The 21,440-nt window shown below is 48.4% G+C and carries 11 protein-coding genes, 1 tRNA gene and 2 pseudogenes; 8 read left to right on the top strand and 6 right to left on the bottom strand.

Annotation, left to right across the window (positions count from 1 at the left end; genetic code table 11):
- Window positions 1-177: 177 nt before the first annotated feature.
- Window positions 178-351 (top strand): hypothetical protein, encoded by a 174-nt coding sequence (locus ACLGGO_RS29465; RefSeq protein ID WP_446421977.1) that lies wholly within the window; start codon window positions 178-180, stop codon window positions 349-351.
- Here ACLGGO_RS29465 and ACLGGO_RS29470 read toward each other — a convergent pair.
- From ACLGGO_RS29470 to hisD, 5 genes are all read right to left on the bottom strand, one after another.
- Window positions 348-635, bottom strand: a complete 288-nt coding sequence (locus tag ACLGGO_RS29470) for a hypothetical protein (RefSeq protein ID WP_446339684.1) — start codon at window positions 633-635, stop codon at window positions 348-350. The genes ACLGGO_RS29465 and ACLGGO_RS29470 overlap by 4 nt on opposite strands.
- Before the next feature lie 168 nt (window positions 636-803).
- Window positions 804-885, bottom strand: a tRNA-Leu gene (locus ACLGGO_RS29475).
- Window positions 886-1,134: 249 nt separating this feature from the next.
- A complete protein-coding gene (locus ACLGGO_RS29480) occupies window positions 1,135-3,375 on the bottom strand; it encodes a PAS domain-containing sensor histidine kinase (RefSeq protein WP_446421978.1) in 2,241 nt (746 codons plus the stop codon).
- A 259-nt stretch (window positions 3,376-3,634) separates the two neighbouring features.
- Window positions 3,635-4,060: a universal stress protein gene (locus ACLGGO_RS29485; RefSeq protein WP_446339686.1), complete on the bottom strand. Its 426-nt coding sequence runs from the start codon at window positions 4,058-4,060 to the stop codon at window positions 3,635-3,637.
- A gap of 168 nt (window positions 4,061-4,228) precedes the next feature.
- Window positions 4,229-5,536 carry a histidinol dehydrogenase gene (gene hisD, locus ACLGGO_RS29490; protein WP_446339687.1) on the bottom strand — a complete coding sequence of 436 codons (1,308 nt, stop codon included), beginning with the start codon at window positions 5,534-5,536 and terminating at the stop codon, window positions 4,229-4,231.
- Between the two features lie 213 nt (window positions 5,537-5,749).
- Here hisD and rpsT point away from each other — a divergent pair, with 213 nt between their 5' ends.
- The gene (gene rpsT, locus ACLGGO_RS29495; RefSeq protein ID WP_446339688.1) at window positions 5,750-6,076 is read left to right on the top strand and encodes a 30S ribosomal protein S20; all 327 of its coding nucleotides are present in this window, start codon (window positions 5,750-5,752) and stop codon (window positions 6,074-6,076) included.
- A 212-nt stretch (window positions 6,077-6,288) separates the two neighbouring features.
- Window positions 6,289-7,098 carry a TatD family hydrolase gene (locus ACLGGO_RS29500; RefSeq protein ID WP_446421980.1) on the top strand — a complete coding sequence of 270 codons (810 nt, stop codon included), beginning with the start codon at window positions 6,289-6,291 and terminating at the stop codon, window positions 7,096-7,098.
- Window positions 7,099-7,309: 211 nt separating this feature from the next.
- Here the strand turns inward: ACLGGO_RS29500 and ACLGGO_RS29505 are convergent, their stop codons facing one another.
- Entirely contained in the window at window positions 7,310-7,564 is a 255-nt protein-coding gene (locus ACLGGO_RS29505; RefSeq protein WP_446339689.1) for a hypothetical protein, read from the bottom strand.
- Between the two features lie 67 nt (window positions 7,565-7,631).
- Between ACLGGO_RS29505 and rpoB the strand changes: the two genes are divergently transcribed.
- The 5 genes and pseudogenes from rpoB to ACLGGO_RS29530 form a co-directional block, all read left to right on the top strand.
- Entirely contained in the window at window positions 7,632-10,985 is a 3,354-nt protein-coding gene (rpoB, locus tag ACLGGO_RS29510) for a DNA-directed RNA polymerase subunit beta (protein ID WP_446339690.1), read from the top strand.
- Window positions 10,986-11,077: 92 nt separating this feature from the next.
- Window positions 11,078-17,005: pseudogene (locus ACLGGO_RS29515) on the top strand (DNA-directed RNA polymerase subunit beta').
- A 193-nt stretch (window positions 17,006-17,198) separates the two neighbouring features.
- Window positions 17,199-18,962: an ABC transporter substrate-binding protein gene (locus tag ACLGGO_RS29520; RefSeq protein ID WP_446421981.1), complete on the top strand. Its 1,764-nt coding sequence runs from the start codon at window positions 17,199-17,201 to the stop codon at window positions 18,960-18,962.
- A 125-nt stretch (window positions 18,963-19,087) separates the two neighbouring features.
- Window positions 19,088-20,869: an ABC transporter substrate-binding protein gene (locus ACLGGO_RS29525; RefSeq protein WP_446421979.1), complete on the top strand. Its 1,782-nt coding sequence runs from the start codon at window positions 19,088-19,090 to the stop codon at window positions 20,867-20,869.
- Window positions 20,870-21,123: 254 nt separating this feature from the next.
- Window positions 21,124-21,440, top strand: a pseudogene (locus ACLGGO_RS29530) (IS1634 family transposase); the annotation flags it as partial.

Genomic DNA, 21,440 nt, shown 5'->3' on the forward strand with positions numbered 1-21,440 from the left:
TGGGTGCATTAACCGGGACATTAAGACCGTTATAGCCGACAAAGGCTGACTGCTCCAGTTTCTGTTGCAAAAACGCCTTCTGTTCCTCCGGTGAGCGTCGCACCACAGGTTCCTGGGGTTTCGGAACTTGGAAACGGCGTTGCTGCAACGGATTCGGCGCGGACTTCCGACTCAAGGGTGAGAAATTTGGTTTGCGGATGGGTTCTCGGAAAGACATTACCAGAGGTTCCCCCGATTTATGCAGGTCTTTCCTGTCCTTCCCAGGAGGCGCGATCGCATCTTATCGGATTGGTAGCAGAAAATCTCCTCGATCATACCCCCAAACAGGCGATCGCACTTCACTCATCTTAGGAAAACTTAACATCCCCCGAAATAATTCCATCACTGACTAAACTTAGATTTCCCCCACTTACAAACGGGGTTTCTGGATGATTCAGCGCCAGAATATCAATTCCATTATTCCCCTGAATATAAAGATTTCCCCCTGCTTGGGCTAAAAAAGGACTGGTTTGGTTATCCCTTACCAATACCCTATCCTTCGCCAATAGATTTAAATTCCCGGTTGTTACCAAAGAGGGCGAGGGCGCACGTCGGTGCGCCCCTACGGTAACGAACCTTAAATCCCCTTGGTTCAATAACGTTTCTGTGTATGCTGTTACCTGATTAACAACAATATCTCCAGCGATGGGTTTTTTCCACTCCCCAAAGATGCGCTCGCATTCTATCCCGCTTCATAAAACTTAAGCAACATTGATGACAAAGAATTTGTCACTGTACAGCCGCAATCCTTTGTTCTTCTCAAATGCGGACGAAAGGACTTGAACCTTCACACCTTACGGTACTAGAACCTAAATCTAGCGCGTCTGCCAATTCCGCCACGTCCGCGACTCACTCGATAGCTATGATAGCAAAAACTTGACGATTTGGTTAGCTGAGTTCGACGTAACGCTGAAATCCTTATTTTCCCGTTGCTATCGCCTGAAAGCCTCCAGGTGTGCGTCAAGCCTGTGCTTATATCAAATTCAGGTTGAATACCCCTCCAGAACACTGTAGAGACGTAGCATGCTACGTCTCTACAATCCTGAAAGAACCGGGGTTCTACCTGATTAGGTATCAATTCCCCATCCCCATCGCTTACGGGTTCTCCTCCCCAGGTTGCGGTAAGGGTAGAGTAATTGTCACCGTACTTCCTTCTCCGGCTTGAGACTCTACCGCGATCGCACCATTTTGTAAATCCACACAATGTTTAACTAGTATCAGTCCTAAACTACTCCCCGTCACCCCATCACCATGACTATTGGTGTCGAAGGCGTTGAATAAGACATTTTGCTCAGGTTCGGGAATATTACTCCCAAAATCCGGAATACGAAACGCTATCTGTACGTCTTGACACAACAATTCCAACTTGATCGGACTATCCTCTGGTGAATAGCGCCATGCACTAATCATCAAATTTGTCAACATCCGGCGCAACAATTTTTCATCAGCAACGCGACAACAAGATTCAGGACTGACAAAGGTAATTTGGCGTCTCGATGGTGTACGCTCCTGTAACTGAGTGATTAATTCCTGACACAACTGAGTTAAATCTAGTTCGGTGAGATTTAAAGGTAGTTGTTTGGATTCAACCTTATTAATCCACAGCAGATCATTCAGGATTTGGTTGATCCGGTGAGCATTCCCTTGGATGCGCTGGAGATAGTAAAGGTTGTCGTTCTCGGTGTCGAAATCGGGGTTATTTTCCAGGTATTTAGCATGGGAAAAAATCTTGTTCAGAGGATTACGAAGTTCTTGGGTAACCACTGAAGCCAATCGGGAAAGATGGGATTTGAGCGCCCGATATTCGGCTTCTTTTGCCATAGCTTCGCTAACAGCTACCCTCGCCTGTTTTTGTTCACTCAAATCTTTAAACGTGATCACAATGGCGCTACCATCCCCGTCGAGATTCTCCAAACGAGTCATCGTGTACTCGTAATCCTTCACCCCCTCAACCGTGGTTAAGGTAATTTCGTCGGTCTTAGACTCTCCCGTGGTTAAAACCAAGTCCCGTTGAATATCCAACTGTTCCATCTGTTCGGCGGACAACTTCAGATCATGCCAAGTTTTACCGATAAAATCTTTTTGCTGGAGTCCCCACGCCTGGGCTGCGGCTTGATTCACATAGACATATTTGCCCGTGCGATCGCACACTAGAAAAAAGTCACTGGAATTTGAGAGAATCGCATTTAAAAGTTGTCCGAGTTGTTCGACTGAGGTATCCGGCGTTGGGGAAGAGGGGGTGGCTGGAGGTTTCTTCTCTGGCTGACTGGCGGCTTGTTTGACCGCTTGCTGCTGCTGAATCGCTTGTTGCTGACGAATTGCCTCTTGTTGCTGTGCTTTGAGGCGTTTTTGCTCACTAATATCCTCTAGAATACAAATCGCTGAAGTGGGTTCGTCTGAAGTCCCCAATACCAGCGCCACCGTCAGGCGTCCCCACTCAATGGTGCTATCCGGATGCTGGAGAGGCTTCTCCAATTGGTAGGAGTGACGTTCACCCGCTATCAATTGACGAAACATTGCCGATTCCATTCCTGACTTATCTAAATTCATCCACGTCATCAAAGTGGGTGCTAATTCATCAGCCGGACAACCGAGCATTGCCTGTAGTTTCGGGTTATATTCGATCAGGTTACCCTGATGATCCAAAAGTCCTAACCCAATGACCGTGTGCTTCACAATGGAGTCAAACAGGGGATGATTGTGGGATTGCATGGAATCTTTATAGCGTGCGATCGTTAAATCTTGCAACCGCCAGCGCAATCCAATCACCTGACCCGATGGGTTTTTCACAGGCGCGACGGTTAGGGAAGCGAGGAAGGAGGTATTACTACGGGGTTGAATCTGGACGGGCCAATTATTGATTGACTCACCCCGTTGTAACTGACTCAACTTGTAAAAAAAATCGCGCCGTTCCTGGGTAGCGACAAAAACGGCTAAAGATTTGCCCACCAGACGTTCTGGAGAAAAGTTGAGCATATTGGCGGCGGCTTGATTTGCCTCAAAAATGATCGCGTCGGGATTGGTGACGAGGTAACCATCGGGGGCAAACTCAAACAATTCCCGGTAACGCTGGCGTTCAGCTTCTATGGTAATCTGGCTTTTCGCTAATTTATCATTTTGTTGGCGTAGTTCTCCGGCAGCAAATTGCAATTCTTGCAGGGAATGAGACAGTTGTGTCAAACTCTCCAGTAATAAGTGTTGCTGCTGATTCGACATTTCCTCTGTGCGTAAAGACGCCTGTACTGGCAATTTAAATACTTCGTGTGCTTGTTGCCAAAGCGTTTCTACACGTCTGAGGGATAGGGAAATCTGTTGGTCAAAGGTTTCTGCGGTCATCTTCTACTACACAAATAGCTGCACCCTTTTAACCTCCCTATTTTCTACTATTGTTCCGGACTTTGTCTTGATAGAAAAGGCTATTCGGGTATAATGTCCTGACAACTCTTGCCCACCCTAAATAAAATCTGATTATGCCAGTCAGGGGGCGGAATGTCGGCAAAATTCAAGGATAGCTGAATGATGAATTTCCTTTTTTTATTCCCTGTTCCCTGTTCCCTGTGAAAAAGTTCCTTGACTAATGACGAATGACCAATGATTATTCCTCCCCCTTAACCACTAATACTGAACAAGGGGCATCAGCCACCACCTGACTACTTACCGAACCTTGAACAATCCGCTGTAAGCCCGTTAGTCCACGAGTACCAATCACAATTAAATCCGCGTGATAAATATGAGCAAGGCGAATTATTTCTGCGGAAGGGTCACCGTTAACAATTTGAATTTCACTGGGACAAGGTAGTTTAGCTTGATACAGTTGCAGTTGCTGTTCGGTTTCTTGGTAAAGGAACTCCTCAGAAGGATGCGGGCGATCAAGGGGGATGTCCATTTCAGGATCTTGAGGAAGCATGACATTGCACAGGATAATTTTGGTGGCTGATGTTATTTGTAGGTTGTCTAGGGTTTCAATTAAGCGATAGGTTGGCTTGGAGCTCTCGAGAGCTACCAGAATCGTCTTTAGCACCAAAATTTCTCCTCATCGTGAGCGATTGTGAGCGATTGGCTCCCAGCAATAGGAATTTTCCCTCTTGAGCAGAGGTTTTGTCTACTGGCTTGACAAATTCTTATTGTCATTCGTCATTCCTTGTGAATGATTGAGGACGAATGACTGACGGATAACTCACCAATCCAGTCAATCGTGCCTTTCGCCAAAGGTTCGTAAGCGCACGGAATCCCCATGAGAGGGTAATCCTTCGGCTTGTGCCAACACCTGAATGGCGCTTGCCATTTTATTCAGGGCGGTTGAGGAATATTGAATGAGACTCGAGTGCTTCATGAATGTCTCAACACCCAACGCCGAAGCATAGCGAGCAGCACCGGAGGTGGGTAAGGTGTGATTGGGTCCGGCGATATAGTCCCCAACGGCTTCTGGGGTGGATGTTCCCAGGAAGATGGCACCAGCATGGCGGATCTTTTCGAGTAAGTCCCAGGGTTCGGTGATTTCTAATTCTAGGTGTTCGGGGGCAAACTCATTGGACAATTCTGCGGCGATTTCCAGGGAATCGACGACTACAATTAATCCGTAGTGCGCGATCGCTTTTTCGGTAAGTAGGCGTCGGGGATGATCCTGAAGTTGCCGTTTGACTTCGGCTTGCACGCTTTTTGCCAGTTGAGCGTCTGTCGTCACCAGGATAGCCGCGGCTAGCGGGTCATGTTCTGCCTGCGCTAATAAATCGGCGGCGATATAGACAGGGTTGGCAGCACTATCGGCAATAATCAGTACCTCCGATGGACCTGCCAGAGAGTCAATACCCACAGTCCCGTAGATGAGTTTCTTTGCCAGGGTGACGTAGATATTTCCTGGACCTGTAATTACATCCACCTTGGGAATGGTTTCGGTGCCGTAAGCTAAAGCCGCGATCGCTTGGGCACCTCCGATACGGTAAATTTCGCTGACTCCGGCTTCTTGGGCGGCGACTAACACGGCTGGATTAATCTTTTTCTCCAAGCCCGGTGGCGTGACCATGACGACTTGAGGCACTTTTGCCACTTTAGCCGGAATCGCATTCATTAACACCGTACTTGGGTAAGCGGCTCGACCACCAGGAACATAGAGTCCGGCGCGATCCACTGGCGTGTAACGTTTGCCCAGCACCACCTCATCATCGCCAAAGTGCACCCAAGATTTGGGGACACGTTGTCGGTGAAAGGCTTCAATCTGCCGTGCTGCCAACTGAATCGCATCCAGGAGTTCCTTGGATACTTGCTGGTAGGCAGCATCCAGTTCTGAGCCACTGACACGCAGTTGCTCAGGCGTTAAGCATTGATGATCGAATTCTTCGGTATAGTGCAAGAGGGCTTTATCCCCTTGGCGTTTTACCGTCTGCAAGACTTCTCGCACCGTCGCCTCTTTGTGCATGATTCCATCGTGGGAGGTGCGATCGCAGATCCGCCGTAGTTCAGTTTTTGCCTCAGCCTGCTGAGTGATTATTCGCAGCATGGAGTCGGTGTGCCTATCATGAGGTATTACCCGTGGGAGACTAGGATAGGATGAGGGAGTTCCCTGACCGGGAGTCCTCCTTTCCTAGTCTCTCTTCTCTAGCTTACCTGGATTTTTCTGGAGTCGCGATACTTTTGACATAGATGTTATAGTGGTTGTTCTGGTATTTTGGAATATTGGTAATCGTAAACGTTAGTTTTCCTGAAGACTCCTGTGGCTAATAGCAAGTCTGCTCTTAAACGTATTAAAATCGCTGAACGGAACCGAGTTCGCAATAAAAGCTATAAATCAGCGGTGAGAACGCTGATGAAAAAATATTTTGAGGCGGTTGAGGATTACTCCCGTCAGCCGTCGCCTGAATCGTTGCAGGATGTGCAAAATCGCCTGTCTGCGGCGTACAGTAAAATAGACAAAGCCGTGAAGCGGGGCATCCTGCACAGTAACAATGGTGCTCGCAAAAAGTCCCGCTTAGTCAAGCGGTTCAAGAATGTACAAGCTCAAATGAACCCAGCATCGGCTGAAACATCAGAGGCGTCATAATTAGCTGATCTAGGGATGGGATCACCCGGAATCAGCGTCGGGCAAGTAGAGCGCCAAGAAATTGGGCATATAAGTAAGTTAGTCAGGTGAGTTACATCTGAATATCTGGCACAATTTTCAGCAAGCCCCGGCATCAGCCAAGAACTTGAGTTCTTGGCTTAGAGCTACTGCCCGTCTTAGGTAAGAATTGAGCAGGAGAGGACACAATGTCAATACAGTTGATAGACACCCATGTTCATATCAACTTCGATGTCTTCGAGTCTGATCTAGAAGCCGTGCGCGATCGCTGGCGGGATGTCGGCGTTGTGCGGCTGGTACATTCCTGCGTCGAACCCTCAGAGTTTTCGGGAATTCAAAATTTGGCTGATCGGTTCCCAGAACTGTCTTTTGCCGTCGGCTTACATCCCCTAGATGCCCACAAATGGACGCCCGAAATGGCGGATCAAATTCGGGACTTAGCCAGTTCTGATACCAGAGTGGTGGCAATTGGGGAAATGGGGCTAGATTTTTATAAAGCCGAAAACCAACAGCAGCAAAAGGAGGTATTTACCGCACAACTCGCGATCGCCCACGAACTTAACTTACCCGTGATTATTCACTGTCGCGACGCCGCCGCCGATCTACGTGATTGGGTGCAGCAGTTTGAAAAGGAGGTGGGATCAATACAGGGGGTCATGCATTGTTGGGGGGGAACGCCTGAGGAAACTCAGTGGTTTTTGGATCTGGGCTTTTATATTAGTTTCAGTGGTATTGTCACGTTTAAGAACGCCACAGCCATTAAAGAATCAGCCGCCCTAGTACCGCGCGATCGGCTGCTGATTGAAACGGATTGTCCGTTCTTAGCCCCTGTACCCAAGCGCGGTAAACGAAATGAACCGGCTAACCTGTACCATATTGCTGATTGTATTGCCAAACTGCGGCAGATTCCCCTAGAAACCTTGGCACAAGAAACCACCCAGAATGCCTGTCGGCTGTTTAATTTGACCGTACCCAGCCGGGAACAGACAGGACAACTGTCTTAGATCGTCGATTCTTCAAAGCGCCGTTCGGGGTTAAAAGAAGCCAAACCTCAAAAACTCAGGCTTTCGGTAGCGCACAAAAAGGGAGGAGTTAACCGGGATTTAGTATAAATCCTGTTGGGCTTGCGCCATAATTGATTAAGAAGAGTTACTATGAATAAAATTTTCTCAAGTTCCATCCCGTTGTCACCGCCTGCCCCGAAACAATCCTTAATCAATGCCAAACTGCCAGCGAGGAACAGATGCCGCCTATTGTAACTAATTGTAGATTAACCCCCGTATCATTATTATCGTTAAAAACCTCCCGCCGATTATTAAGACAGTCGTGATCATCCTCAGACTCTCTTGTCGCTTCTTTGTGGTAAAAATTCTCGGCTTGGCGGTGCTTTGACACTGACAAGTATCTACCCCTACCGATATAGCCAATCGTACTATCTGTGTTGATCAGGATCGCCGAGTTAGGGGTCAAAATTTCCCGATACCCTTGGCTTCACCGCCAAGCCTGACGCTGATTCACCCTCTCCAGAAGGAAAAGCATGACGACTCAAACTTATACAGCTCCCACCTATCTATTACCAGACTTAGTGGAAATTCAGCGAGCTAGTTTTCGCTGGTTTCTAGAAGAAGGGCTGATTGAAGAACTCGACAGCTTCTCGCCAATTAGTGACTATACGGGTAAGCTAGAACTCCACTTTATCGGCAAAAACTACAAGCTCAAGAGTCCTAAATATGATGTAGATGAAGCCAAGCGGCGAGACAGCACCTATGCGGTGCAAATGTATGTACCAACCCGCTTGATCAACAAAGAGACGGGTGAGATCAAGGAGCAAGAAGTCTTTATTGGCGATCTGCCCCTGATGACCGATCGCGGTACATTTATTATTAACGGCGCTGAGCGCGTCATTGTCAATCAAATTGTCCGCAGTCCCGGCGTGTACTACAAGTCAGAAATCGACAAAAATGGACGCCGCACCTACTCCGCCTCTTTAATTCCCAACCGGGGCGCCTGGTTAAAATTTGAAACCGACAAAAATGATTTAGTCTGGGTTCGCATCGACAAAACCCGTAAATTGTCTGCCCAAGTTCTCTTAAAAGCCCTAGGACTCTCGGACAATGAAATTATCGACGCCCTGCGCCACCCCGATTATTATCAAAAGACCTTAGACAAAGAAGGCAATCCCAGTGAAGAAGACGCCCTCCTGGAGCTATATCGCAAGCTCCGTCCGGGTGAACCGCCCACGGTAAGCGGGGGTCAGCAGTTATTAGACTCACGCTTTTTCGACCCCAAACGCTATGACCTCGGTCGTGTCGGTCGCTACAAAATTAACAAAAAGTTGCGCTTAAATGTTGCCGATACCATCCGAGTCCTGACTCCCCAAGATATTATGTCCGCCATTGATTACCTGATCAACCTGGAATTTGATATAGGCAGCACCGACGATATCGACCATTTGGGGAACCGTCGGGTTCGTTCGGTGGGAGAACTCCTGCAAAACCAGGTTCGGGTGGGATTAAATCGCCTAGAACGGATCATTCGGGAACGGATGACGGTTTCCGACTCTGATACCTTAACCCCCGCCTCTTTGGTCAACCCCAAACCCCTAGTCGCCGCCATTAAAGAATTCTTTGGCTCATCTCAGCTATCCCAGTTCATGGATCAGACCAATCCCCTAGCTGAGTTAACCCACAAACGCCGTTTATCTGCCCTCGGACCCGGTGGTTTAACCCGGGAACGCGCTGGGTTTGCGGTGCGGGATATTCACCCCTCTCACTATGGACGGATTTGTCCCATCGAAACGCCAGAAGGACCCAACGCGGGTCTAATTGGTTCCTTGGCAACCCATGCACGGGTGAATGCCTACGGCTTTATTGAAACCCCATCGTACCCTGTAGAAAATGGGCGGGTGATCAAAGACAAGGCGCCCCTTTACATGACCGCAGATGAAGAGGATGACTTGCGTGTGGCTCCCGGTGACATCCCCATTGATCAAAATGGTTATATCTTGGGCGAATCAGTACCCGTGCGCTATCGCCAAGAATTCACCACCACGACCCCAGATCAGGTAGACTTTGTAGCGGTATCCCCAGTGCAAATTATCTCTGTGGCTACTTCATTAATTCCCTTCCTGGAACATGATGACGCCAACCGCGCCTTGATGGGTTCAAACATGCAACGGCAAGCCGTCCCCTTGTTACGTCCAGAGCGTCCCCTAGTGGGTACAGGCTTAGAAGCCCAAGCCGCACGCGATTCGGGGATGGTGATTGTCTCGCGTAAAGCCGGTGAGGTGGTTTATGTAGATGCGACAAAAATTCGGGTACAAACCGCACCCACCGCACCCCCTGCATTGCCCGGAGAAAACGTCGAGAATGGAAAAACGAGCGAACCGGAAATTATTGAATACGAACTCCAGAAATATCAGCGCTCCAACCAAGATACCTGCTTAAATCAGCGTCCGTTGGTCTTTCGTGGGGATGACGTGGAAGCCGGTCAAATTCTGGCTGACGGTTCAGCCACCGAAGGGGGAGAACTGGGACTGGGACAGAATATTCTGGTTGCCTATATGCCATGGGAGGGCTACAACTACGAAGACGCCATCCTGATTAGCGAGCGACTGGTGTTGGATGATGTGTACACCAGTATTCACATCGAAAAATACGAAATTGAAGCCCGACAAACCAAGCTCGGACCTGAAGAAATTACCCGTGAAATTCCTAACGTCGGGGAAGATGCGCTGCGCCAACTTGACGAACAAGGAATTATCCGCATTGGGGCTTGGGTGGAAGCCGGAGACATTCTCGTGGGTAAAGTGACGCCCAAAGGCGAATCCGACCAACCCCCAGAAGAAAAGTTACTTCGGGCAATTTTCGGGGAAAAAGCCAGGGACGTGCGAGACAATTCCTTGCGTGTTCCCAACGGTGAAAAAGGTCGGGTTGTGGATGTCCGCATCTTTACCCGTGAGCAAGGCGATGAACTCCCGCCCGGTGCCAACATGGTGGTGCGTGTCTATGTGGCTCAGAAGCGCAAGATTCAGGTGGGCGATAAAATGGCAGGTCGTCACGGTAATAAGGGGATTATTTCCCGGATTTTGCCGATGGAAGATATGCCTTACCTCCCTGATGGCACTCCCCTCGACATTATTCTCAATCCCTTGGGTGTTCCTAGTCGGATGAATGTCGGTCAAGTCTTTGAATGTTTACTGGGATGGGCGGGTGAAAACTTGGGACTGCGATTTAAAATGATCCCCTTTGATGAAATGTATGGGGAAGAAGCATCCCGGCTTACCGTTCACGGCAAACTCCAGCAAGCCCGTGAAGAAACTCAGCAAGATTGGATATTTGATCCAGAAAATCCAGGCAAAATTCAGGTGTTTGACGGTCGCACAGGCGAAGCCTTTGATCGTCCGGTGACCGTTGGTATTGCCTATATGTTGAAACTGGTTCACTTGGTGGATGATAAGATTCACGCTCGTTCCACTGGTCCCTACTCCCTGGTTACCCAGCAACCCTTGGGAGGTAAAGCACAGCAGGGCGGTCAGCGGTTTGGGGAAATGGAAGTTTGGGCATTGGAAGCCTTTGGTGCGGCTTATACCCTACAAGAGTTACTTACCGTGAAATCGGACGATATGCAGGGTCGTAATGAAGCCCTTAACGCTATTGTCAAAGGCAAGGCGATTCCCCGACCCGGTACTCCGGAATCCTTTAAGGTGTTGATGCGAGAACTTCAATCCTTGGGACTCGATATTGCCGTTCACAAAGTAGAGACCGCTGAAGATGGCTCTAGCCGTGACTTAGAAGTCGATTTGATGGCAGATGGCGACCGGCGTCGTACCCCTAACCGACCCACCTATGAATCCCTCCGCAGTGAGGAACTCGAAGAAGAAGAGTTATAAGTTCTCCGTGTTGAATGTTCTAGACGTAGCCTGCTACGTCTGGAACATCCAATATCTACATCTGGAACCCTCAAAACTCAAAACCCTGGAAGATGAAACAGCAACAAGAACAGCGCTTTGACTACGTAAAAATTGGAATTGCCTCTCCGGAGCGAATCCGTATATGGGGAGAACGTACCCTACCGAATGGTCAAGTGGTGGGGGAAGTGACGAAACCGGAAACCATTAACTATCGCACGCTCAAACCCGAAATGGACGGGTTGTTCTGTGAGCGGATTTTTGGTCCGGCTAAAGACTGGGAATGTCACTGCGGCAAATACAAACGAGTTCGCCATCGTGGGATTGTCTGTGAACGCTGCGGCGTGGAAGTTACAGAGTCGCGGGTTCGACGACACCGCATGGGGTTCATTAAACTGGCGGCGCCTGTGGCACATGTCTGGTATCTCAAAGGGATTCCCAGTTACCTGAGTATTCTGTTGGATATGCCGTTGCGGGATGTCGAGCAGATTGTTTATTTCAATGCTTATGTGGTTCTGAGTCCAGGAAATGCTGAAAATCTCAGCTATAAACAGCTATTGACTGAAGACCAATGGCTGGAAATTGAGGAACAACTTTACCGCGAAGACTCTGAACTCAATGGTGTAGAGGTAGGAATTGGTGCGGAAGCTCTACAACGACTCTTGCAAGATGTCCACTTAGACAGTGAAGCAGAAAAGCTGCGCGAGGACATCAGCAACGCCAAAGGTCAAAAGCGGGCAAAGCTGATTAAGCGGCTGCGGGTCATTGATAACTTCATCGCCACCGGGTCGCAACCTGACTGGATGGTGCTGACGGTGATTCCCGTTATCCCACCGGATTTGCGTCCCATGGTTCAGCTGGATGGGGGACGCTTCGCCACCTCAGACTTGAATGACTTGTATCGCCGGGTGATCAACCGCAATAATCGCTTGGCACGTCTTCAGGAAATCCTCGCCCCAGAAATTATTGTCCGCAATGAAAAGCGGATGCTGCAAGAAGCGGTCGATGCGCTGATTGATAATGGACGCCGGGGACGCACGGTGGTGGGTGCGAATAATCGGGCATTAAAGTCATTGTCCGACATTATTGAAGGGAAACAGGGTCGATTCCGCCAAAACCTTTTGGGTAAACGGGTTGATTACTCCGGACGTTCGGTGATCGTTGTCGGTCCAAATCTGAAAATTCACCAGTGCGGTTTACCCCGCGAGATGGCGATTGAACTGTTTCAACCCTTTGTGATCCATCGTCTGATTAGTCAGGGGTTAGTTAATAATATTAAAGCCGCCAAAAAACTGATTCAGCGAGGTGACCCCAGCGTTTGGGATGTCCTAGAAGAAGTGATTGCTGGTCATCCCGTCTTGCTCAACCGAGCGCCAACGCTGCACCGCTTAGGGATTCAATCCTTTGAACCGATTTTGGTTGAAGGTCGCGCCATTCAATTGCATCCTTTGGTCTGTCCTGCCTTTAACGCGGACTTTGACGGCGACCAGATGGCGGTTCACGTTCCCCTGTCTTTGGAGTCCCAAGCCGAAGCTCGATTGTTAATGTTGGCGTCCAATAATATTCTCTCTCCAGCGACGGGACGTCCGATTGTCGCACCGAGTCAGGATATGGTGCTGGGTTGCTATTACCTCACCGCCGAAAATCCCCACGCCACAAAAGGCGCAGATCGCTATTTTGCCTCTCTAGATGATGCAATCCGAGCCTTTGAACAAAAGCAAGTCGAGTTACATGCTTATGTGTGGGTGCGCTTTGATGGCACGATGCAGAGTGGCAAGTCGGATGATGATCAGGTAATTTCTACAGAAACATCCTCCGATGGAATAGTGACGAAAATCTACAAAGACCGCCGGGTTCGGGAAACGGCTGATGGTGAACTGATTTCTCAGTACATTCGGACAACGCCGGGTCGAATTATTTACAACAAAGCCATTCAAGATGCCCTAATGATTGCCTGAAACAAAGTCAAGGACACATGACAAAGGACGAATGACAAAGGACAAATGACAAATAAAGCAGGTCAAAAAGAAACGATTTTCTACAATCGAGTCGTTGATAAAGGTCAGCTCAAAAAACTGATTTCCTGGGCGTTTACTAAGTATGGCAGCGCCCGGACAGCTCAGATGGCTGACCAACTTAAGGATTTAGGATTCCGCTATGCCACAAAAGCAGGGGTTTCGATTAGTGTCGATGACCTACTCGTCCCGCCGAAGAAGCGTGAGATGCTAGAAGCGGCGGAAGCCCAGATTCGCGCCACGGAAGCCCGCTACAGTCGGGGTGAAATTACAGAAGTTGAACGATTCCAGAAAGTTATTGATACCTGGAATAGTACGTCGGAAGCCCTGAAAGATGAAGTGGTGGTGAATTTCAAGGCAACTGATCCCTTGAATTCGGTCTATATGATGGCATTTTCCGGGGCAAGAGGAAACTTGTCTCAGGTACGCCAATTGGTCGGGATGCGGGGTCTGATGGCTGATCCGCAAGGGGAAATTATTGACCTGCCGATCAAGACCAATTTCCGCGAAGGGTTAACCGTTACTGAATATATTATTTCCAGTTACGGGGCACGCAAAGGACTGGTGGATACCGCCTTGAGAACGGCGGACTCCGGGTATCTAACTCGGCGTTTAGTGGATGTGTCTCAGGATGTGATTGTCCGGGAAGTAGACTGTGGGACAACCCGAGGCATTCAGCTTACCGCGATGACCGATGGCGATCGCGTGTTGATTCCACTGCAAGATCGGCTCTTGGGGCGAGTCCTAGCCGCTGATTTGCTGCATCCGAAAACCAAAGAGGTGATCGCCAAACGCAACCAAGCCATCTCTGACGAATTAGCCGACGTCATCGGCAAAGCCGAGGTGCAAGAGTTGATGGTGCGCTCACCCCTCACCTGTGAAGCCTCGCGATCAGTCTGTCAGCATTGCTACGGCTGGAGCTTGGCGCATGGGCACATGGTGGACTTGGGAGAAGCCGTTGGTATTATTGCAGCTCAGTCCATTGGTGAACCCGGAACTCAGCTCACCATGCGGACATTCCACACAGGGGGAGTATTCACCGGTGAAGTTGCCCGTCAAGTCCCAGCGGCGTTTGAGGGCGTTGTCCGCTTTTCTAGCCGTCTGCGAACCCGGGGTGTCCGTACCCGCCACGGTGAAGAGCGCGAACAAGTAGAAGTCGCCGGCGATCTGATTCTGGAACCGACTAATAAGGGGAAAAGCAAAACCATTCCCGTCACACCCGGTTCCATTCTCCTGGTTAGCGATGGGGAACAGGTGAAAGCTGAACAGCTTTTAGCCGAAGTAGCGTTGGGCAAATCTCGTCTGTCTACAGAAAAAGCGGCGAAAGACGTAGCTTCGGATTTGGCGGGAGAAGTCCTGTTTGCCGATTTGATCCCCGAAGAAAAAACCGATCGCCAAGGGAATACGACCCGTATTGCCCAGCGGGGTGGATTGTTATGGGTGTTATCGGGAGAGGTGTATAACCTGCCTCCTGGTGCCGAACCCGTAGTCAAAAACGGCGATGCTGTGGAACCCGGTTCCGTACTCGCAGAAACCAAGTTAGTCAGCCAAAACGGTGGGGTAGTTCGACTGACACCGGGTAAGCGGGAAATTGACATCATCACCGCGTCGGTGCGCCTAGACCAAGCAGCGGTGCGGATGGAAAGTAGTGGGGGTCGCGAACAGTATGTGATTCACACGGCTAATAACCAGCGCTTCTTGCTCAAGGCAACCCCAGGCACAAAAGTGCTAAATAATCAAGTGGTTGCGGAGTTGATTGATGATCGCTATCGTACCCAGACCGGGGGCATTATTAAGTATGGCGGCGTGGAAGTCGCCAAACGCGGTAAAGCCAAGCAAGGATACGAAGTCACTAAAGGGGGGAGCCTCCTGTGGATTCCTGAAGAATGCCACGAGGTCAACAAAGATATCTCATTGCTGCTGGTGGAAGACGGTCAATATGTGGAAGCCGGTACAGAGGTGGTGAAAGATATCTTCTGCCAATCAGGAGGTATTGTTGAGGTCGTGCAGAAGAATGACATTCTGCGGGAAATTGTGATCAAGCCCGGAGAATTGCATCTGGTGGATGAGCTACCCGAAGCCTTTGTGCCTGAAGGTCAGTTGGTGTATCCCGGTACAGAACCCGTCCCTGGGCTAACCGTAGCAGAGCTGCGGTATGGGGAAATGGCAGAGACGCCAGAGGGAATGGCACTGCTGCTCAGACCTGTGGTTGAATTTACTGTTCCCGACGAACCGGATGTCCCCTCGCAAGCGTCCATCGACAGTGCCAATGGTGCTTCAGGAGTGGGCGGTCAGTCTGATGCTGAGAGTGCGATCGGGATTGAGCTGCGGACGATCCAGCGGCTACCTTATAAAGATGGAGAGCGGATCAAGTCCGTGGAAGGACTGGAGTTGCTGCGAACTCAACTGGTTTTGGACATGACTCAGGAATTAGAGGGGGATCATTCCACATCTCAGATTTCGGCAGATATTGAATTAGTCACAACCGAAGAGTCTGATGATCCAGAGGACATGCGTTTACAGTTGGTGATCCTGGAATCTTTGGTCGTCCGACGCGATACCTCTGCTGATCCGTTGGGTGGGAGTACCCAAACCCGGCTGTTGGTCAACGATGGGGATAAAATTGCGCCCAAAGCCGTCGTCGCCCGCACCGAAATTCAGTGTAAAGAAGCCGGTGAAGTCCGGGGGATTCGCGAAGGGGTGGAAGCCATTCGTCGGGTACTGGTGGTTCGGGATGCAGATCGGATCACCATTCCCCTTAGTGGCACACCCCAGGTGAAGGTGGGAGATTTAATCGTGGAGACCGGTTTTCTCGCCTCGAACGTGCAAGCCTCCGAATCGGGACAAGTTGTCCAAGTTAACGAGGACTCGGTAACCTTGCGACTAGCACGTCCCTACCGTGTGTCAGCCGGTGCGGTGCTGCAAATTGATAATGGAGACTTGGTGCAACGGGGTGACAACCTAGTGCTGCTGGTGTTCGAGCGGGCGAAGACTGGGGATATTATTCAAGGGTTACCTCGAATTGAAGAACTCCTAGAAGCCCGTAAACCCAAAGAAGCCTGTGTGTTAGCCCGACGCCCCGGTGAGACGCAGGTGGTTTATGAGGAAGATGAAACTGTTGATATCAAAGTGATTGAACAGGAAGGCGTGATTACCGACTATCCGATTAGTCCCGGACAAAACGCACTGGTTTCCGATGCTCAGTTTGTTAAGGTGGGTCAAGCATTAACCGATGGACCAGCAAATCCTCACGAGATTCTGGAGATTTTCTTCAATTTCACGGTGGAAGACAAGGGAATCTATGAAGGTGCTTTAGCTGGACTGCAAGCGGCGCAGGCATTTCTGGTGAATGAAGTCCAGTCGGTGTATCAATCCCAAGGAATTGACATCTCGGATAAGCACATCGAAGTGATTGTCCGTCAGATGACCTCGAAAGTTCGGGTTGATGATGGGGGTGATACCACGATGCTACCGGGAGAATTGGTGGAGTTGCGGCAAATTGAGACGGTGAATGAAGCCATGGCAATTACCGGGGGCGCACCGGCTCAATATACTCCTGTATTATTGGGGATTACTAAAGCCTCACTGAATACGGATAGCTTCATCTCCGCCGCTAGCTTCCAGGAAACCACCCGCGTCCTCACCGAAGCCGCCATTGAAGGGAAATCCGATTGGTTACGGGGTCTCAAGGAGAACGTAATTATTGGTCGCCTGATTCCTGCAGGAACCGGGTACAACGCCTATGAAGATCCAAACAGTGGTGTCGATGGTGAGTTCTCCAATGGGGGTAACGCTGGCTATAATTTCGGCGACCTTAATGATAGTAGTGAACTCGACCAAGACGATTCCCTAGAAGTGCTAGACGATCGCACGGCTCGCGCTTACAGTATGGAAGAGTCTGATACCACCGATTTTGGCTCGTTGCTGAATGAGGACGAAGTCTCAGAGGAGTTGGCTGAGGAATATCTGGATGATGAGAATGAATAATCGGTTGTCTTCTGTGATTTAGATAGTTGAAGCCTAACGGCTGGAAACGAGAACATCTAGAGGGTAGTAGAGACGCGCCATGGCGCGTCTTTACTAATTTCTGCTCTGTCCTAACCAATATCAAATCTTACAGTACTGTCGCCCTACAATTAGGTTATAAGCATTTAATCGGATCGTGACTATCTTGCCCAACATTCCTCTACGTCGCTGGTTTGTGAGTCTACTCACCTGTGTCATCGCGATCGCGCTGTCCGCCTGCAACCCTGCAACCTTTACCTCACAAGCCGCACAGGGATCTCAACTCATAACCAGTATTCTCAGTGATCCCAAAACCTTTAACTACGCCCTCTCTCAGGAGTCCCCGAATATTTTTGTTTACACTTACGAGGGACTGGTAACTGAAAATGGTGTCACGGGTGAAATTGAACCCGCCCTCGCTGAATCCTGGGAAATCTCTGACAACCAACAGCGCATTGTCTTTACCCTGCGAGAGGGATTAAAATGGTCTGATGGAGAACCTTTAACCGTTGATGATGTCGTATTTACCTATAACGATATCTACCTCAACGAAGACATTCCCACCGATATACGAGACATTCTTAGAATTGGCGAAACGCGCGGCTTTCCCACGGTGCGGAAATTAGACGAGAGACGAGTTGAATTTACCACACCCGAACCCTTTGCTCCCTTTCTCCGCACTACGGGACTGACAATTTTACCCGCCCACGTCCTTAAGGATACTGTAACTGAGAAAGACCAAGAAGGAAGACCCAAGTTTATGACCACTTGGGGTGTGGATACCGACCCAGATAAAATTGTGGTCAATGGACCCTACCAATTGGATCGCTACAATACCAATCAACGCATCGTATTCCGCCGCAATCCCTATTACTGGCGCAAGGGACCTCAAGGTCAGCCTCAACCTTATATTAATCAAATCTTTTGGGAAATTGTTGAATCTACCGATACTGCTTTTTTGCAATTTCGTTCCGGTGGGTTAGATGCGATTGGTGTTTCACCAGATTTTTATTCCCTACTCAAGCGGGAAGAGGAACGAAGCAACTTTAATATTTATGTCGGCGGTTCCACCCTCAGTTCCAGTTTTATTTCATTTAATCTTAACAAAGGAAGTCGGGATGGCAAACCTCTCGTTGAACCGATGAAATCCCGTTGGTTTAATAGACTGGAATTTAGACAAGCGGTGGCTTATGCAATTGATCGGCGAACGATGATTGATAATTTGTTTCGGGGATTGGGTGAACCTCAATATTCCAATCTTCCTGTACAAAGTCCTTATTATTTGTCTCCAGAAGAGGGACTTACCGTGTATGATTATAATCTGGAGAAAGCGAAAGAATTACTGTTAAAAGCAGGGTTCCAATACAACGATGAAGGACAATTACTGGATGATCAAGGAAATCGGGTTCGTTTTACCTTAATCACCAATGCGGGGAATAAACTGCGCGAAGCAATGGGTTCGCAAATTAAACGAGATTTAGCTAAAGTTGGCATACAAGTGGATTTTAACCCGATTGCCTTCAGTACCCTGGTGGAAAAACTCAGTAATAGCTTAGATTGGGAATCTCATCTGTTGGGTTTTTCGGGTGGCGGATTAGAACCGAATAATAGTGCTAATGTCTGGTCTACGGAAGGCGGATTACACAGTTTTAATCAAAAACCAACGGTTGGTCAACCGGAGATTCAGGGGTGGGAAGTTGCGCCTTGGGAACAAGAGATTAATGACCTTTATATTAAAGGGTCTCAAGAGTTAGATGAACAGAAGCGTAAAGCTATTTATGGCGAAGCACAACGCCTGATTAAAGAACATTTACCCTTTATCTACCTGGTGAATCCACTGTCAATGACGGCTGTGCGCGATCGCGTGGAGGGGATTGAGTATTCGGCTTTGGGTGGTGCGTTCTGGAATATTCACGAGTTGAGGATTTCTGAAGATTAAGGGTAATTGAGAAAGTTCGGAGTTAGGTTGTTTTAACGCAGAGGGCGCAGAGGTTTACGCAGAGGGGCGCAGAGGGCGTTAAGGGATGGGAAGGACAAGTTGAGAGAAGTCAGAAGCAAGAGAATATGATTGATCGAATTCGTCGTTGGTTTTTACTGTTTATCCTTTCTATTTTTACGGTTACCAGTCTCAGTAGTTGTAATCCCAGTCGGTTTAAAAGCAAGGCGGCTCAAGTTTCACAATTGGTTTTTGTTTCTCCTTCTGATCCGGATACGTTTAATCCGCCGATTAGTGAATCGTTGTTTAGTCGGATTGTCTTTGGGTTGATTTATGATGGATTAATTAATGAAAATGGGATCACGGCTGAATTGGAACCTGGATTGGCGGAATCTTGGGATATCTCGGAGGATAAACGCCGGATTACTTTTACCCTACGTCCAGGATTAAAATGGTCTGATGGAGAACCGTTTACTGCTGATGATATCGTCTTTACCTATAATGAGATTTATCTGAATGAAAAGATATCTACGGGTGTCAGAGATATTCTGCGAATTGGGACTTCAGGCGCATTCCCTTCCGTCACAAAACTCGATGAACGGCGAGTTGAGTTTACGGTTCCCGAACCCTTTGCCCCATTTTTACGCTATGCTGGCGGCATTACAATTTTACCCAAGCATATTCTAAAAGACTCGATCAACACCACCGATGGGAATGGGAACCTGAAATTTCTCTCCACTTGGGGAACCGACACTGATCCGCAACAAATCATTGGCAATGGTTCCTATAAGATGGTCAGTTATACCCCGGCTCAACGGATCATTCTTCAACGAAATCCCTACTATTGGCGTCAGGATAGCCAAGGAAGTCCTCAACCCTATATTGAGCGAATTATTGTCCAAATTATTGAAAATACTGATAACCAGTTTATCCGATTTCGTTCTGGAGAACTCGATAGTCTGGACGTTGCGCCGGAAATGTTTGGCTTACTAAAGCAGGAAGAAAAACGAGGAAACTATAAGATTTATAACGGCGGTGCTTCATCAGATACCCAATTTTTTGGCTTCAATCTCAACAAAGCCAAGAATGAAAAAGGAGAACCCTTTGTTGATCCGATTAAATCTCGTTGGTTTAATACGTTAGCATTTCGGCAAGCCGTTGCTTATGGGATTAACCGTGAAGCGATGAAAACTAATATTTTTAGAGGATTGGGTGAATTACAGCATTCGCCTGTGGCGATGCAAAGTCCTTATTATTTATCTCCAGAAGAAGGATTGAAGGTTTATGATTATGACCCGCAAAAGGCAAGGAAATTACTACTTGATGCGGGGTTTAAATATAATGACCAAGGAAAACTATTGGACTGGGATAAGAACCCAGTGCGCTTTACACTTTTGGTGAAAGCGGAAGAAAAATCTCGCATAGATGCAGCGGTTCAGATTCAAAACGATTTGAACAATCTAGGGATACAAGCGGATTTACAGGTGATTAACTTTAATGTGATTGTGCAGAAGTTGATGAGTCGAGACTGGGAAGCTTATGTGGGCGGATTTGGTGGCGGTGGCGTGGAACCTCACAGTAGCTTTAATATTTGGTACTCCCAAGGCTCATTACATCAATTTAATCAGGGGCAAATGCCTGGAGAACCGCCGATTCAAGGGTGGGAAGTATCGGACTGGGAACTGGAAATCGACCGTTTATTTGAGGAAGGGGTGAAGGAATTAGATGAGCGTAAGCGCCAAGAAATTTATGGTCAATTTCAACAGATTGTGCAGGAACAAGTGCCGTTTTTGTATTTAGTGAATCCCCTGTCTTTGCAGGCTGTGCGCGATCGGATTAATCCAATCAAGTTTTCGGCTTTAAATGGGGCGTTTTGGAATCTGTATGAACTTCAGGTTAAAACAAATTAATCATAGTTGTTAAGGGGGTTTGTTTCATCAGTTGCGGATGCGATCGCGTCTTTTAGATGAGAGGCTCATATCTTGCACCCGTTCCAGAAAGCGTTATTCTTTTAAGCTGAAGTTCCCCCCGTCCAGATGTACTACAGGGGACTGAACTCCTACTGCATAAGCATTTTAGCAATTTAGCCCCCTCAAATCGTACCCATGTATATTTAAGATTTTCTTAATATTCTTAGGAGAGAATCTGTGAGACAATTGTAGTCATGTACATAGAACGTGTTCCGAACAGAAATTCCCCACCCGCCGTATTACTTCGCGAGTCTTACCGCGAAGGAAAGAAAGTGCGAAAACGGACTCTAGCTAACCTATCTAAATTGCCGGATGAAGCAGTAGACGGTTTAAAAATTCTACTCAAGGGAGGTAAAGCCATTGAAGATATCGAGGAAGGGTTTAATATAGTCCGCTCTCGCCCTCACGGTCACGTTGCTGCGGTGCTGGGAACGATAAAAAAAATCGGCTTAGACTCGATTATTAGCGGTGAAAACACACGTAACAGACGATTAGTGCTATCGATGATAGC

The organism is Coleofasciculus sp. (assembly GCF_046565525.1).
GTDB lineage: Bacteria > Cyanobacteriota > Cyanobacteriia > Cyanobacteriales > Coleofasciculaceae > Coleofasciculus.

Bases quoted from the DNA above. Each gene is read 5' to 3' on its own strand.
- ACLGGO_RS29480 (WP_446421978.1), bottom strand. From the start codon at position 3,375: ATGACCGCAGAAACCTTTGACCAACAGATTTCCCTATCCCTCAGACGT.
- hisD (WP_446339687.1), bottom strand. From the start codon at position 5,536: ATGCTGCGAATAATCACTCAGCAGGCTGAGGCAAAAACTGAACTACGG.
- rpoB (WP_446339690.1), top strand. From the start codon at position 7,632: ATGACGACTCAAACTTATACAGCTCCCACCTATCTATTACCAGACTTA.
- ACLGGO_RS29525 (WP_446421979.1), top strand. From the start codon at position 19,088: ATGATTGATCGAATTCGTCGTTGGTTTTTACTGTTTATCCTTTCTATT.